Origin of the sequence: Bacillus sp. FSL R9-9497 (genome assembly GCF_038005805.1) — a bacterium.
Classification (GTDB): domain Bacteria; phylum Bacillota; class Bacilli; order Bacillales; family Bacillaceae_G; genus Bacillus_A; species Bacillus_A cereus.
In genome coordinates this window covers 296,219-311,321 of sequence record NZ_JBBOTY010000002.1, presented here as the reverse complement: position 1 = coordinate 311,321, position 15,103 = coordinate 296,219, and the positions used below count along the sequence as shown (strand labels likewise).

Below are 15,103 nucleotides of genomic sequence, written 5' to 3'. Positions count from 1 at the left end.
TTAAATGAACCTAACTTGATAACGTTAATTTGTTCTATTTTACACCTATTATATTAGAAAATTGCAGTTTTATCTTGTTATAAAAAGCATCGGTACATATAACAGCACTATTTGATGGATCTATATCAACAACAGTCATATAGCTAGAGAGTAAATAACCGTCTTCGTAGTATGTAATTAGTATTTCTTCTTCAGATAATAAGGAACATAATAACATGTTCTCAATCAATTCTTTTTCGTCATCTGTTAAGATCGGCCGAGTTACTTTGTTTTTCTCCTTGATGATTTCACGAATACCAGCAAACTGTTCAGGCATTGCTGCGAATGGAGACCATTTTACCATACCTCTTCCTTTTGGCATATTAGCGTTATTCATGATCTGTGTCCTACTATTAGTGTGTTTCTATGTCTAGCTGTAGCGCTATGCGTGTAGGAAATCCCTCGTAAAATACTGTTCTTCCCAAACTTTGTTCGTATTTCATCCATTACTTTTGTTAACTTAACTTCTTGTTCTCGTTTCGTGACATTATCAAAAAGAGAAATTTGTTCTTCTCCTTCTTGAATTAGGTTTGTTAAGGATATGTTTATGCTGCGAATGGGTTCGCCAGTATATTGTTGATGTAAAAAGTATGTACAGATATGATATATATCCATTGTTAAATTTGTTGGGCGGTTTAAAGTATGTGTTTTTCTAATGCCACCGGTATAACTCTTGCTATAACCAACAGAAAATTGAACGGTTTGAGCAAGTTTGTTTTGTCTTCTAAGGCGATAACAAACTTCTTCAATATGTTCCAGTAGAACAATTGGGAATTCTTCTATTGTATAGTCACGCATTAGAATTTGGCTTTTTCCAATAGAAGTTGTAGCAGGAACGTATTTCTCCGAAATACGGCTAAAGTCAATGCCATTGCTATGTAAGTGCAATTCCTCCCCAATCTTGCCGAAACTCTGTTTTAAATATTTAAGAGGATAATTGGCTAAATCTCCGATACAATGTATTCCTTTTCGATTCAACCTTTCTTCTGTTTTGTACGAAATGCCCCAAAACTTATTAAGTGGTCGTATGCTCCATAATTTCGTAGGGACATCTTCATACTTCCAAAGAGCAATTCCATCCTTGTTCTTCTTAGCTTCAATGTCTAAAGCAACCTTACTCATGAGTGGGTTTTGAGCAATTCCAATGGTACATTCAATTCGTGTATGTTCATATATTTCACGTTTGAATTTCAGGGCAAATTCGTATGGATCATTAGCAAATAAATGAATGCTATCGGTAATATCCATGAAAAATTCATCAATGGAATATTGGTGAAAATCCTCAATAGGAACGTATTGTAAAGCTAGTTTTGTTATGTAGTTGGAGCATTTAATATAAGTTCCCATAATTGGATTTACAACTAGAATATCTTTACGACGAGGAATCTCGTATAGCCTTGCCATCTTCTTTACGCCCAACGCTTTTAATGGGGGTGTTGCAGCAAGAACAATTGAACCATTTCTATTTACATCGCCGACTACAGCCAACTTTGTATGCATGGGATCAAGTCCCATTTTGATGCAACTTACTGAAGCGTAAAAGCTGCGTAAATCAACACATAAGATGATTCTATTCGGTAGGATTGAATAGTCATACATTGTGATTCCTCCTAAAGTTAAAGAACGTTCGTTCTTATTATACACGAACTTACGTTCTTTTATAAAGACGTTTTTAAATATAGGGGTCCCGCCAACATAACGCGAATTTCGTACGCTAAGCAAAATTTTATAAAGAAAAAAGCCGATTTCCCATATATTAAGGACGTCGGCTTTTGTTCATATTCTTTTACTTAATCAATTTCTGACATGAAACTTATAATAATACATTTTTAAAAAAGTAATAAAAATACCTATACTAACTAAAAAAGGGTTCATACTGTGCATTTTAAATATCAATTAAGCACTAATATTTTTGTTATACGCTGTTTCACCTTTATGGGAAACATAACTATGTGCTATCATTCCTAACATTATTACAAACATACCACACCAAGATAAAATAGAGGGGAATGAAGAATGTAATAAAATTATTTCTCCGATAACAGCAAAAAGCACCTCCATGGATTGTGTTGCTTCAACAGTTGCAAGTTTCTGCATATCTCCTTTAACCATATCAGTCGCTTTAAAAAATAAGATAGTTGCAATTACACCCGAAAAAATAGCAACTAAAATAGATTGCATAGTTTGTTCTTTACTAGGAACTCCTGCTGTAAAAAGACCGTACAAGGATAATAAAAACCAAAATGGTAAGCTAGCTAAGGTCATTCCAAGGACACGTTGATAAGCATCTAGACGATCTCCACAAACCTCCATCATCTTACGATTCCCGAGCGGGTAAGCAAAAGAAGCCACAATAACAGGGATAATACCTAATAAAATATCTTTTATAGCAAGCGATTTTGCTTGTTCCATTTGCATAAGGAAAATACCAAGAAGAATAATTAATGACATACCCATACCCTTCATTGGGATTTCCCCTCTTTTCTTAAGAATTCCATCTGGCGTTTGAACGATTTGAATAAAAAGAGGAGCTAGCAAAGATCCTGATATAATAGTAATTTGCCATGTCCCAGCAATTATCCATCCTGGTGCATGTGCAGCGGCAAAGCATAATGGAGCGTAAAATAAACCAAATCCTACAAAGCTCCATAAAAACCATGTTCTTAAATCCTCTCTCATAACTTGTAATAATACTTTTAATTTTTTCCTACTCATAACAAGAAGTAAAAGGAATGGAAGCATGAAAATAAATCTTAGTGAGGCACTCCATATCCAGTTACCACCTGATAATTCCATTGCTCGATTCAGTATAAATGTGAAAGCAAAAAAGAAAGCAGCACATATACCTAAAAAAATAGGGCGCAAATTCCTCACCTCAATCTGTCTCATAAGTCATTAATTTCTCAAGACTTAACCAGTTTTGTTCTACAAGATGCGCTGTTGTTTCTTTATCTTTATTTTTGCACGCCTCTATAATTTTCTGATGTTGTTCTACTGACTTTAGACCATTTATAGAAGTGAACTGAGAAATCTCGAGACGTTGAATCTTAGATATACTTCGTTCTAACGCACGAATGATTTCAGGATTTCCTGCCACATCTAAAAAAACATTGTGGAATAATTCGTCAGCTTCAATTGCTTTTATAATATCTTTTTTCTCAATAGCTAATAGTAAAGCTTTATTACTGAACTCTAATTCTTGAATATCCGACTCTTTTAATAATGGTACTGCTAAACGAGCAGCTAAAGAGTGTAAAACTGCTACCACAGTAAATGCGTGTTTCGCCTCCTCAAGATTTAATGGTGCAACGCGAGTAACTGAACCAGGAATAGATTCAACAAGTCCTTCATCCTCAAGACGCTTCAAAGCCTCTCTAACTGGAGTACGACTAATTCCGAATTCTTCTGCTAACTCTTTGTCATTTAAGCGTTGCTCAGGTTGCAGCTCTAATGTAACAATTGCTTTTTTCAAAGTTAGATATACTTCATCTCTAAATGACATACGTTTAATGGGTTTAATAATATCCTTTTTCATAAAACCAATATATCGGATATTGGTTTTATGGTCAACTATAATTTTTCAATACAATATACTCGATTAACAAGTTCTAAAAAAGACCGTTTATGGAACTTTATTGAATTCCAATCAAACTAAGAGAAATATGGCCAAAAAACAGTTCCAAAACTCATTACCAAAAACAAAGTATCATACCAAATATCAAATACCGTTTATGGAACCTTCTTAAAGTACGGAAAAACCAAGTTTTTTAAATGAAAAATTCCTTAGCGTACGAAATTCGCGTTATGTTGGCGGTACCCCATACCCATCAAGCTAAGCTTATATAAGTTTAATTTCACGTGAGGTTTTTTCTTTTTTCTAAAGATCCAGTGCAAGTTCTTTAAAGATTTGCATACCAAATAAACCCTATCGGGTTTCATTTTTTTCGATTACGCTACATGATTGTGAGACATAGAAAAGTTGTATACGACGCCTAAGATATCAAAGACTGTTTTCTTCTCATACCGATGGGATTTTCGTCCGTTTTTCTGTAAGAGATTGAACAGACGAAACAATATCTTTGTTAATTCTTGGGTGTCTTTTTGTAAAGATTGATAAATAAGTGAAAAATAATCTTTTATGATATAAATCGATTTATATTCGCTTAATTCTCGTTTCTTCTTGATGAGGAGTAATTGACGCATTTGAAACATGGTGGAGGAACAAAGAAGGATGCTAATTAATTGTCCGTATAAGTGACATTCTAGTCGTTCTAATTTTACAGAATTACAGTGATGAATACGAAAGAATGATTTCCATGTTTTAAAGATAAGTTCAATTTGCCATCGTAAGGAGTAAAAATCGTAAACTTGTTCCTTTGGTAGATATTCCAAAGGAACATTTGTAATGTAAAAGTTAATTGCACTTAGCCGCTTACTGCGTTCTTTATAGGTAATTTGCTTTTTGTGTTCTTTAAATGCTAAATCCTTTTGTCTACGTTCCATTTGCGTTTCAGTTAATTTATACAGAATTAGTCTTGCGGGAAGTTTTTGATACATTCCAATATAAATTTCAGAAATTTCATATGTTTCACCTGATTGTAATTGGTCAACGAATTGTTCCATATCTAATTGGATGTACTCAGAGTGCTTTTTTATTATTCCATTTTTAAAATATTCAGGTTCATTATTTTTTTGATATATACGTGTATTAAGCTTTAACCTTGAAATAAAATAAGCATTACACTCTTCTATCGTATATAAGTCTTTTAAGTCGAAGTATCCTAAATCACGTATACATACATCGTTCGGTTGAAGAGACGTTAAACAAGTAGAACCATACGTTTTATCATTGTGCTTTCCTGATCCTACATGAACATGTAGAAACTGACCACTTAGTAAATCATATTCTAGTTGAATTTTTACGCCAGCACCTTGACCACTACCACCGGAACCTTGATATGTAGAAACGAATTTATCCGGAATCTGAAAATGTGTAGAATCCAATACACGAATACGCCGAAAATAGTTTGTATACAAAGTTGGAATCTTGCTAGAAGAACAAAATTGTTGGTGAAGTAAATGTGCTAATAGTTGTTGTAAAAACTGAACAGCTTGAGGATTAAAACGCTGATTGAGTCCTTCTGGACTCATAGAAATACCTGTGTTAGCCTCTAATCGACTACATAGTTGTGTCAATGAAGTATGAGATATATTTTGACTTAACCAAATACATAGAGCCACTAAATCTTGTGCGCGGTATTTACTTTTTCGTTTCACAAACCCTACATTTCTTGCTAATTGCTCCAAAGCATGTGATGACATATAACGTTGCAACTCTTTAGAAAACAATTCGAGTTCATCAGAAATTGATAAATTCATAGCAAAAATATCATCCTTTCTATTTGTTTTTACAAAAAGAATAACGTTATTTCCGTTTTATGGATACAATTTTTCTTGAGCTTGATGGTGATATAGTGCACCCCTTTCTTTATTTGATATCAATAATGATAAAAAGCTAGCATAGAGATAACTTTTTTACTTCGATTAAGTGATGTTATATTAAATATAATTATATAGAAAAAACGTATTGTACATTATACATAGATGTACTTTTTTATTTTCTTTTACAAAGTTTGTATACATTTTCCGTTTTCAAACGTTAATTATATAGAAGGGAGTGTCAGATGAAACATGATACATTTGAATCACTATTAGTAGAAAAATCCCAAGTTATTTATAAGTATTTATTAAAGCTTGGTGTAGAGGTAAAAGATGCTGAAGATATTGTACAAGATACATTATACAAAGCAATGTTTTTAATGGATGATATTTCGTTAGAAAAACTGACTCCGTGGTTATTACGGGTAGCAATTAATCAATATCGGGACTTATATAGAAAATCAAAACGTTTTAATCCGGTACCTATTGAGTCAGTTATACTTATTGGTCAAAAATCGTTAGATGAAATTATTCTAACGAAAGAGTTCCAAGTGGAAATACAAGAAGTGCTGGAAACAATGAATCCAGATTATAAGAATATTTTATTACTGAAATATGATTATGAATTATCTTATAAGGAAATTTCTTCTTTATTAGACATGAAAGAAGAAACCATTAAAACAAATTTATACAGGGCACGTAATCAATTTAAAGCATTGTATAGGGGGAAGAAGCACTATGAGTCGGAAAGCGTTTGAACTAGATATGGATGATAAACATATGAAGGGGTTATTAAAGAAAGCAAAGAGGAAGCATCTTTTGAGAAATTGGATTATCTCTATGTGTGCATCGATTGTCGTGATTATAGGAATTTATATTTCATCTATTTATTTTTCTCAAAAGACTTTTATTAAAATGGAAAGACAAAGGAATGTATTGCATACTGTAAAAGGCCCTAATATTTTATTTAAAGGACATACCAAATTAAGTATGGGTTTAACTGGCGGTACAATTATATATAGTTCTTATAAAAATATTGCTGGACAACCAGTTAAATGGATTGATGAAATATATGAGTATTCATCAATTTGGGGGTATAGTCAATTGAATTTTAGTGGAAATACAATATTAGACGAAGAATCCGGTAATAAGAAGAATGAATTTGAGAATTTACCAGATTATAATAGTCAAACGATGCAGAGAGAAATGCGATTTTATTTACCGTTTGTTACATATAAAAATTATGTAAATGACCTTAAAAATATTGGAGAGCTTCAAAATAAAGTTGGAGAAATAGCTATATCTTTTGATAAAGCATATACAGTTGAGCAAATTGAAAAAATGTTACCAAAAGATGTACAACCAGTTTGGTATTGGGTAGACACATACAATGAAAATAACCCAGATACTTATGTAGGTTTAAAAGAGCCTAAAACTGGTGCTGTTTTGAATGCTGTGATGTCTACGCATGTATATGGATTTCAAGGAAGTTATACAAAAAAAGAAGAATATTCAAAAGAGAATTTAAAGAGAAATTCAAAAGATTTTATGGATGCAATGAAAAAATTAAATGAGAATAATCAACTTAATAATGATGATGTTCAAAATCATTATAAAAATATAAAAGGTATTTCTCCAAAAGATTTACCTATATATGGTGTAGTAATCACAGGAACAACAGAATCTTTGCAACAGTTACAAGACGCTCCTTATATAAAGGCAGCGGTCAGAGGAGTAATTGTTGATAAGCAGTAATAATTAGTTATTCAATTCATGATAAGTATAGGGTCAGTAATACTTATGAATAAAAATTCCCTTTAAAAAATTTAAAGGGAATTTTTATTTACATAATCAGTATTATCCGTAGTCAACCATGTGTGAAACTTTTGTTTTGGATTTAATCTGATTTTTTAAATTAATGAACATAGGTTAGTACCCATGCTCATCAAGTGAATATTTTGAAGTATCCCTAAACGAAAATTTCACCTTTTCATGGTTGTCCATAAGAATTTAATTTATTTTTTTTGTTATGGGGGAAATATATTTTTTAGCTTGATGGTGATGGGGTCCCACCCCACATCCATCAACTTAAGGATTTAGACTATTTTTGAAGTTAAAAGCACGTTACTATTTTCTTATGTTAATGAGAAAGGGTGACGTGTTTTTTATGAATATGAATCAAAAACACGAATTATCTTTATTCGCTGAAGAGTTATATCGATATATGTCTCCCGCTACACTTAATCAATTAGCCATAGAAGCAGGCGGAATGAAACGAAAACGTAAGTGCCACGGGCACCATTTCTTATCTTTGTGTGTATGGCTAAATCAACAAGTCGCTACTACCTCTCTTACTCAACTATGTAGTCAATTAGAAACTTCAACAGGACTTAATCGGCGATTTAACTCTACTTCTGTAGCCTTCTTTCGAACTGTATTTACTACACTTCTACAAGCTAAAATTGGAGGCGTATCTAAGATTTCTCATTCTCTTTCTTCCTACTTTGAGCGCATTCGCATCCTTGATTCTACAACCTTTCAGGTTCCAGATCGATTCGCATCTACCTATCCTGGTGCCGGAGGATGTAGTCATAAAGCTGGTGTGAAAATTCAACTAGAGTATGACTTGTTGAGTGGGGAATTTTCTGATGTGAAAATTGAGCCAGGAAAACGAAGTGATCAGGCGTATGGTGCGACTCGAACAGGCATGATACAAAAGAATGAGCTGTATATTCGTGACTTAGGATATTTTCGTCTACAAGACTTTAAGTCTATTCAAGACAAGCAGGGGTATTATTTATCTCGTCTTAAGTTACCAACTAAAATATATAGAAAAGAGTTCGAAACAGTGGTATTTAAAACAAAACCCTCTCAATTGAAACCAGTATATATACAAATTCATTTGGAAGACATTATGAAACAACTACAACCTGGCCAAGTGTATGAATTACACGATGTATATGTAGGGAGTAAGGACAAATTGCCTACTCGTATTGTAGTTTATAGGTGTACCGAGGAGCAAAAACAGAAACGCCTACGTGACCGAGCTATTCGTGAAAAGAAAAAAGGAATTACATATACAGAGCGTACAAAGCTTTTACAAGGTATTACGGTATATATGACAAACATTCCTACGGAATGGGTACCAAAAGAGAAAATCTATGATTTATATTCATTACGTTGGCAAATTGAGCTGTTATTTAAAATATGGAAATCTTGGTTTCAAATTCATCGTTGTAAATCTATTAAACAAGAGCGATTAGAATGTCATCTTTATGGGCAACTCATTAGTATTCTATTATGTTCTTCTACTATGTTTAAAATGCGAGAACTCCTATTACGTAAGAAACAGAAAGAGCTAAGTGAATATAAAGCGATGTACATAATTAAGGATTATTTTTCACTTTTTTACCAAGCATTACACAAAAACACCCAAGAATTATCAAAGGTTCTCCTTCGTCTGTTTAACCTCCTACAGCACAACGGACGAAAATCTCATCGATATGAGAAAAAGACAGTCTTTGATATTTTGGGTGTTGTCTATGAGTATACCACTTCTACTCATCAGGTAGCATAGTAAAAAATTGAAACCCGTCAGGGTTTATTTGATATGCCCGCTTTTATAAAATCTACAAAAGATAATAAAAAACTATATGGAAAGACCGCATTTTGTTTGAAAATATACCTTAAGTTGATGGATGTGTGGCGCTACCCCTATATAAGAACAACTGATAATACAATTATTGATTTGTGTCTCTCGGATTTTCCAGAAATTTTCGCTATCCATAAAGGGTTTAGTGATAAAGAAATTAAAAAATCTACAAATGGAACTTATAAGTCTAAATAAATAACAAAGTAATGGAGGAATGAAGAATGAAGATTGCTGTATCGGAATGGAAAGCATTGAAAAAAGAAACAAAGATAAAGCTATTGCGTTATGCGATGTTAGAAAGCAAATATAAGTATGCAAAATAAAAGCTCTTCATTTGCAAAAGCAAACAAAGAGCAAAAGTCATGAGTGACCGTCGAGGAAAGAAATTGGCAGGTTTCTTTCCTTTATATTTTAATATATTAAAAGTTGTAGAGAAAAGGGGGCGTGTAGAATGGAAGAAGGTCGTATTTCCTTTCAGCAAGGGTTTAAAGAATTTCTTATAATGATGCTCTGTTTTTGATTCATTATGTTTCTCGTGTATGGTGAAAGCCTGTTACAATAGTAAAGAATAACTTGGTTACAAATTGATAATGAAATGGGGAAATATGCTGGATGAAAGCAACCGGAGTAACTAGAAAAGTGGATGAATTAGGGCGTATAGTAATTCCAAAGGAACTTAGAAATACGCTTGGGATTAAAGAAAAATCACCATTAGAGATTTTTGTAGAAGGGGAAGACATCATTTTACAGAAGTATCAGCCTGGTGCTGTTTGTGTATTAACAGGAGAAGTGTCAAATCGTAACATAGCATTAGCAAATGGTAAGATCACATTAAGCCCAGAAGGTGCAGAACTATTAATAAAAGAAATAGAACAGTATCTTGTAAAATAAGTGCTCCTTTCAAGGGGCTTTTTTAGTAAAGATATTTAAAATTTCACGTACCGTGATATTTAATAAAAAACAAGATACATAATCAATAGTCTACATTGAATCTTATGTTGAACTCATCTGCTAAATGGAGTCCCTTCTCTTTTGTCCAGAATCCTGTAGACGTTTTTTTTAATTCCCACTCTTTAAAACGATTTGGATATAATTCATTCAACATATGATAAGGACGACTACCCAAAAATTATAGCGCATTTAACATAGCAAATGGACTTGATTTGCATAACTTTATACAAGGAGTTTGGAGTCGATGTTTTAACAACCATTTTTGTGAATATACATCATTAACTCTTCACGAGACAAGTAAACGGACCTTTATTTAATACTTAAATTATCATTCCGATTTTTACCACAAATTCTTTTTAATTGTATAGCAGGTGAGAATTTTCTGTACTTATTTCGTTTTAGCTTCCATACTTTATGTATGTAGTGCATTCTTATCAATTTTCCCCATTACTTTAACTCGTAGGGGCATTAACTTTAGAACTCTACTAATGGATAAGCAAGTTAATAATTATACTTGAAAATGGAGTGATACGATGAATAAGACGTATGATGTCATCATTACCGGTGCTAGATGTGCCGGCTCTACCCTTGCAATTTATCTTGCTAAGGCAGGTTTCCATGTGTTGTTAGTGGACCGAGCGAATTTTCCAAGGGACACATTATCAACCCATACCTTTTTCAATAATACTGTCGCTCTTCTTCGAGAAACCGGTGTCCTGGACAAGTTATTGGAAACAAAAGCACCGCCGGTACGGGATATTAAATTTCAATTTGAGGATACCGTGATAGAAGGTCTCATCCCTGAGGTTTACGGAGAGGAAAGTTGTTATTGTATTAGAAGAACTTATCTCGATCATATTCTACTTGAACAAGCCAAATCCCAAATGAATGTAACTGTTTTAGAAGGATTTCGTGTGACGGATGTCATCCGTGATGACGAAACAGTGATAGGCGTGAAAGGTTTAGACGGCGACAACGAGAAACAAGAATTTTTAGCTCGCCTGGTAGTCGGGGCAGACGGCCGATCCTCTATTATTCGCAAGCTGGTAAAAAGTGAACTCAAAATAAGTATTCCGGCAACAGTCGGCATCTATTTCGGGTATTTCTCTGGATTTCGCCACGATAATGTCCCTAAATTTGAAGTATACAAGATAAAAGATAACACAGCCATTCTCTTTCCGACGAATGATGATTTATATGTAATTGTCGGCATTTTCCCATTAGAAAATAAGGAATTGATAGAACGGTTGAAATTAAATCCGGAAAGCTGTCTACGCAATTTCTTTACAGATAACTTTCCGAATACAACAATTGGGGCGCGCTTGAAAAATGCAGAACTAGTAGAACCGGTCAAAGGCATTCTCGGATATGATAATTACTGGTATAAAGGAATGGGAAAAGGATGGGCGTTGGTTGGAGATGCAGTTTGTTTTAAAGATCCTGGCATGGCGCAGGGTATCCATGATGCTATATGTGGAGCACGTATATTATCCAATATTCTATCAAAATATAAGGGACAATCCGATCAATCAAATCAAATGTCTGAAGAATATCAAAAGGCAATAGAAGATGAGTTTATGGTTCGGTTTCACATGGGATGCCAAATTTCGAAGAATGAACGCATATCTGAACAACAGGATGCTGTCAACAAGCTAATCAGTTCCCATCCAGAGGCTATAGAGAAGTTTTTAGGGATTTACAATTATGCAAACGAGCCCGCTGCTTTAGAAAAAGAACTCGCACGAATTATGCAATCGATCTAGCAATGATTTTAGAGATTAAGTAATTTAAGTACAAAAATAATTCACTATGAACCTCCCCCACTTACTCGCTTCCGCTTGAAGTGGGGATTTCTTAGCATCAACAAAGACAAGGTCCCATGAGAAGCGGATTTTCCATCTCCTCTCTGCACCTATGCAGGGACTCCTTTTCTTCATTTGACTAAGCAACTTCTGCACATGCAGAAGGGTGGGACCACACCGTCTACTACTTTTTGCTTACGCAATCCACAAATACTTTCTCTTCGTTTCTTCCGGGATATGACACATCTTTCCGTACAGTTCTTTTACCAAAATGTTGCGGGCACCGTGAATGTCCCAGTGTTCTTCGTAGCCGCACACACAAACGTAGTTACGTGTCCACACTTTCTTCTTTGGCAACAAGGGCATGTTTGAGAAGTGTATGCTTCGTCTACGAGAAACAATAGAGGTACCTTTAGCAATCTAACCTATTTCGATGCTGGAGCCAGAGTGACTTCGGGTGATGCTACAAAAGCCCTCAATAACCACCGTTTGGTAAATATTGTATCGCTGTGACCCATTTTTACACGTATCTCGGCTGAACCCCTATAGGGGTAGCTTCAGGAAAATGCAGATGCTTTGTGGGACTGTTTAACTGGATTTATAGGTCTTCCTATAACAATAGAATGGGAATTTTTCGAGAGTACTCAAAAAATGTTAGGACCTTATGCGGATTTAATTTTAAAAATATTTCAAGATGCACAAAATGAAATGCCAGGTAAGTTCTATATTGTTGTAAAATAATTAAAAGGATCTTAGGTAAAAATAAAAACCGTGGAAATATTTAATTTCTACGGTTTTTATTGTATCAATTAGGTTTTCTTTCATAGTGGCCCCTCATACCTCGAATCGTTTCCGTACCCCTACAATGTAAAACCAGAATCAATAACAAAAAAGCCATGCAAATGCATGACTTTGATTAATCAATATGTATCTCTGTTAAATCAAGACATTACGATTCTACGGGCACCGTATATACCTTCCCTAAGTTTCGTTAATAACATCGAATACAAACAAAAAGGTATATAGCTATAATTGATGAGAGGTCTGCTGAATAAACAGACCTTTTCATTTGAATTCCGCAAAAAATTTTGTGTCTATAATTCCAAAAGCGACTTTACAGGGGAATGGATTTTTTCCTTCTGAAGCAGCATGCATACAAGAAATCACCCAATATTCAAGTTCTAACGGTAAGCGGTATATTTGAAGGCTACCATCATTGTTTTTTGCTGTTACGATCGGTGCATTTACCCTGGTTGTAGCAAAACCATCCGTTGTTATCATTGCTACAGCATCATTAGCTTGAAAACCAGCGTTTAACACCTCATAAATGATCCCATCTTTCTTGTTAATAATCATAGGTATATTTAGAATGGGATAGCTATTAATATTATTATGAATAATTGCTCCTGCGGCGTTCTTTCTTAACTGATTTCCTTGCATTTTTACACTCCTTTTTAATAATCCAAACGTGATTACATCAATTCACTTCATTTAACATCTATTATATTAGAAAATTGCAGTTTCATCTTATTATAAAAAGCATCCGTACATATAACAGCGCTATTTGAAGGATCAATATCAACAACGGTCATATAATTAGTGAGTAAATAACCATCCTCATAATATGTAATCATTATTTCTTCTTCAGATACTAAGGAACATAATAACATGTTTTCAATTCGTTCTTTTTCCTCAGTTGTTAAGATCGGACGGGGTAATTTGTTTTGTTCCTTAATCATTTCACGTATCCCATCAAATTGAGATGTTAATGCAGCGAATGGAGTCCACTTGACCATTTTTCTTCCTTTTGGCATATTAGCGTTATTCATGATTTGTGTCCCCCTATTAGTGTATTTCTGTATCTAGCTGTGGCGCTATGCGTGTAGGAAATTCCCCGCAATATACTGTTCTTCCCATACCTTGTGCGTATTTCATCCATTACTTTTGTTAGTTTTACTTCTTGTTCTCGTTGCAGGACATTATCGAAAAGAGAAATTTGTTCCTCCCCTTCTCGAATTAGATTCGTTAGAGAAATGTTTATGCTGCGAATGGGTTCTCCAGTATATTGCTGATGTAAAAAGTATGTACAGATCCTATAAATATCCATTGTTAGGTTAGTTGGACGACTTAAAGTATGTGTTTTTCTAATACCACCGTTATAAGTCTTGCTATAACCGACTGAAAAATGAACGGTTTGAGCAAGCTTATTTTGTCTTCTAAGCCGATAACAAACTTCTTCAATATGTTCCAGTAGAATAATCGGAAATTCCTCTATTGTGTAATCGCGCATGAGTATTTGGCTTTTCCCAACAGAAGTTGTGGCAGGAACATATTTTTCTGAAATGCGACTAAAGTCAATTCCGTAGCTATGTAAGTGTAATTCTTCTCCAATCTTACCGAAGCTCTGTTTTAAGTATTTAAGAGGGTAATTGGCTAAATCTCCTATAGAATGTATTCCTTTTCGATTCAACTTTTCTTCCGTTTTGTACGAAGTGCCCCAAAATGTATTAAGCGGTCGTATGCTCCATAATTTTGTTGGGACATCTTCATATTTCCAATAAGCGATGCCGTTTTGATTCTTCTTTGCTTCAATATCTAAAGCTACTTTGCTCATTAAAGGGTTAGGGCCAATTCCTATTGTGCATTCGATCCGTGTTTTCGCATATATTTCATTTTTAAATTTCAATGCGAATTCATAGGGATCGTTAGCAAATAAATGAATACTATCCGTAATATCCATGAAGAACTCGTCGATGGAATATTGGTGAAAATCCTCAATAGGAACGTACTGTAAAGCTAGCTTTGTTATGTAATTCGAGCAATTTATGTAAGTACCCATAATTGGATTTACAACAAGAATGTCTTTTCTGCGAGGAATCTCGTATAATCTGGCCATCCTTTTTACACCTAATGCTTTTAATGGTGAAGTGGCAGCTAGAACAATTGAACCGTTTCTATTTACATCACCGACTACTGCCAATTTTATATACATAGGATCTAACCCCATTTTGATGCAACTTACTGAAGCGTAAAAGCTTCGTAAATCCACACATAAGATGATTCTATTCGGTAAGATAGAATAGTCATACACTGTTATTCCTCCTTAAATCAAATAAGAACGTTTGTTCTTATTATATACGAACTTGTGTTCTTTTATAAAGGGTTTTTTGTTTGAAAATATTTTTTTGCATAAAGAAAAGACACTCGTATACGAGTGTCT

14 protein-coding genes and 1 pseudogene are annotated in these 15,103 nt (G+C 34.1%); 6 read left to right on the top strand and 9 right to left on the bottom strand.

Annotation, left to right across the window (positions count from 1 at the left end; genetic code table 11):
• Positions 1-34: 34 nt before the first annotated feature.
• From MKY21_RS29020 to MKY21_RS29000, 5 genes are all read right to left on the bottom strand, one after another.
• Positions 35-376 (bottom strand): YolD-like family protein, encoded by a 342-nt coding sequence (locus MKY21_RS29020; protein ID WP_071680258.1) that lies wholly within the window; start codon positions 374-376, stop codon positions 35-37.
• Positions 373-1,638 carry a Y-family DNA polymerase gene (locus MKY21_RS29015; RefSeq protein WP_341078224.1) on the bottom strand — a complete coding sequence of 422 codons (1,266 nt, stop codon included), beginning with the start codon at positions 1,636-1,638 and terminating at the stop codon, positions 373-375. The genes MKY21_RS29020 and MKY21_RS29015 overlap by 4 nt, the downstream gene beginning before the upstream one ends.
• A 297-nt stretch (positions 1,639-1,935) precedes the next feature.
• On the bottom strand, positions 1,936-2,928 hold the full coding sequence (locus MKY21_RS29010; RefSeq protein WP_098631811.1) for a DMT family transporter: 993 nt from the start codon (positions 2,926-2,928) through the stop codon (positions 1,936-1,938).
• Entirely contained in the window at positions 2,915-3,574 is a 660-nt protein-coding gene (locus tag MKY21_RS29005; RefSeq protein ID WP_098631810.1) for a GntR family transcriptional regulator, read from the bottom strand. Before MKY21_RS29005 ends, MKY21_RS29010 begins: the two co-directional genes overlap by 14 nt.
• A gap of 413 nt (positions 3,575-3,987) precedes the next feature.
• Positions 3,988-5,418, bottom strand: coding sequence for an IS4 family transposase (locus MKY21_RS29000; protein WP_341078220.1), 1,431 nt, complete (start codon positions 5,416-5,418; stop codon positions 3,988-3,990).
• Positions 5,419-5,723: 305 nt separating this feature from the next.
• Between MKY21_RS29000 and MKY21_RS28995 the strand changes: the two genes are divergently transcribed.
• From MKY21_RS28995 to MKY21_RS28975, 5 genes are all read left to right on the top strand, one after another.
• Positions 5,724-6,236, top strand: a complete 513-nt coding sequence (locus tag MKY21_RS28995; RefSeq protein WP_116366686.1) for an RNA polymerase sigma factor — start codon at positions 5,724-5,726, stop codon at positions 6,234-6,236.
• The gene (locus tag MKY21_RS28990) at positions 6,217-7,233 is read left to right on the top strand and encodes an anti-sigma factor (RefSeq protein WP_341078217.1); all 1,017 of its coding nucleotides are present in this window, start codon (positions 6,217-6,219) and stop codon (positions 7,231-7,233) included. The genes MKY21_RS28995 and MKY21_RS28990 overlap by 20 nt, the downstream gene beginning before the upstream one ends.
• A gap of 412 nt (positions 7,234-7,645) precedes the next feature.
• Positions 7,646-9,055: an IS4 family transposase gene (locus MKY21_RS28985; RefSeq protein ID WP_341078216.1), complete on the top strand. Its 1,410-nt coding sequence runs from the start codon at positions 7,646-7,648 to the stop codon at positions 9,053-9,055.
• A gap of 687 nt (positions 9,056-9,742) precedes the next feature.
• On the top strand, positions 9,743-10,021 hold the full coding sequence (locus tag MKY21_RS28980; RefSeq protein ID WP_000648342.1) for an AbrB/MazE/SpoVT family DNA-binding domain-containing protein: 279 nt from the start codon (positions 9,743-9,745) through the stop codon (positions 10,019-10,021).
• A 593-nt stretch (positions 10,022-10,614) separates the two neighbouring features.
• Complete coding sequence (locus tag MKY21_RS28975; protein WP_001044754.1) at positions 10,615-11,844, top strand: NAD(P)/FAD-dependent oxidoreductase; 1,230 nt, start codon at positions 10,615-10,617, stop codon at positions 11,842-11,844.
• A 302-nt stretch (positions 11,845-12,146) separates the two neighbouring features.
• On the opposite strand, the gene MKY21_RS28970 is transcribed toward MKY21_RS28975, so the two are convergent.
• Complete coding sequence (locus MKY21_RS28970) at positions 12,147-12,284, bottom strand: zinc ribbon domain-containing protein (protein ID WP_198284614.1); 138 nt, start codon at positions 12,282-12,284, stop codon at positions 12,147-12,149.
• A 160-nt stretch (positions 12,285-12,444) separates the two neighbouring features.
• On the opposite strand from MKY21_RS28970, the pseudogene MKY21_RS28965 reads away from it, so the two are divergent.
• Positions 12,445-12,624 (top strand): annotated as a pseudogene (locus tag MKY21_RS28965) (barstar family protein); the annotation flags it as partial.
• Positions 12,625-12,948: 324 nt separating this feature from the next.
• Here MKY21_RS28965 and MKY21_RS28960 read toward each other — a convergent pair.
• From MKY21_RS28960 to MKY21_RS28950, 3 genes are read right to left on the bottom strand one after another with little or no spacing between them, the layout of a single operon-like run.
• On the bottom strand, positions 12,949-13,323 hold the full coding sequence (locus MKY21_RS28960) for a hypothetical protein (RefSeq protein ID WP_001161906.1): 375 nt from the start codon (positions 13,321-13,323) through the stop codon (positions 12,949-12,951).
• Positions 13,324-13,370: 47 nt separating this feature from the next.
• Positions 13,371-13,712, bottom strand: coding sequence for a YolD-like family protein (locus MKY21_RS28955; RefSeq protein ID WP_341078213.1), 342 nt, complete (start codon positions 13,710-13,712; stop codon positions 13,371-13,373).
• The gene (locus MKY21_RS28950) at positions 13,709-14,974 is read right to left on the bottom strand and encodes a Y-family DNA polymerase (protein ID WP_341078211.1); all 1,266 of its coding nucleotides are present in this window, start codon (positions 14,972-14,974) and stop codon (positions 13,709-13,711) included. Before MKY21_RS28950 ends, MKY21_RS28955 begins: the two co-directional genes overlap by 4 nt.
• Between the last annotated feature and the right edge of the window lie 129 nt (positions 14,975-15,103).

Coding starts and splice junctions, on each gene's coding strand:
- MKY21_RS28985 (WP_341078216.1), top strand. CDS start 7,646: ATGAATATGAATCAAAAACACGAATTATCTTTATTCGCTGAAGAGTTA.
- MKY21_RS28955 (WP_341078213.1), bottom strand. CDS start 13,712: ATGAATAACGCTAATATGCCAAAAGGAAGAAAAATGGTCAAGTGGACT.
- MKY21_RS28980 (WP_000648342.1), top strand. CDS start 9,743: ATGAAAGCAACCGGAGTAACTAGAAAAGTGGATGAATTAGGGCGTATA.
- MKY21_RS29015 (WP_341078224.1), bottom strand. CDS start 1,638: ATGTATGACTATTCAATCCTACCGAATAGAATCATCTTATGTGTTGAT.
- MKY21_RS29005 (WP_098631810.1), bottom strand. CDS start 3,574: ATGAAAAAGGATATTATTAAACCCATTAAACGTATGTCATTTAGAGAT.
- MKY21_RS28995 (WP_116366686.1), top strand. CDS start 5,724: ATGAAACATGATACATTTGAATCACTATTAGTAGAAAAATCCCAAGTT.
- MKY21_RS28960 (WP_001161906.1), bottom strand. CDS start 13,323: ATGCAAGGAAATCAGTTAAGAAAGAACGCCGCAGGAGCAATTATTCAT.
- MKY21_RS28975 (WP_001044754.1), top strand. CDS start 10,615: ATGAATAAGACGTATGATGTCATCATTACCGGTGCTAGATGTGCCGGC.
- MKY21_RS29000 (WP_341078220.1), bottom strand. CDS start 5,418: ATGAATTTATCAATTTCTGATGAACTCGAATTGTTTTCTAAAGAGTTG.
- MKY21_RS28990 (WP_341078217.1), top strand. CDS start 6,217: ATGAGTCGGAAAGCGTTTGAACTAGATATGGATGATAAACATATGAAG.
- MKY21_RS29020 (WP_071680258.1), bottom strand. CDS start 376: ATGAATAACGCTAATATGCCAAAAGGAAGAGGTATGGTAAAATGGTCT.
- MKY21_RS29010 (WP_098631811.1), bottom strand. CDS start 2,928: ATGAGACAGATTGAGGTGAGGAATTTGCGCCCTATTTTTTTAGGTATA.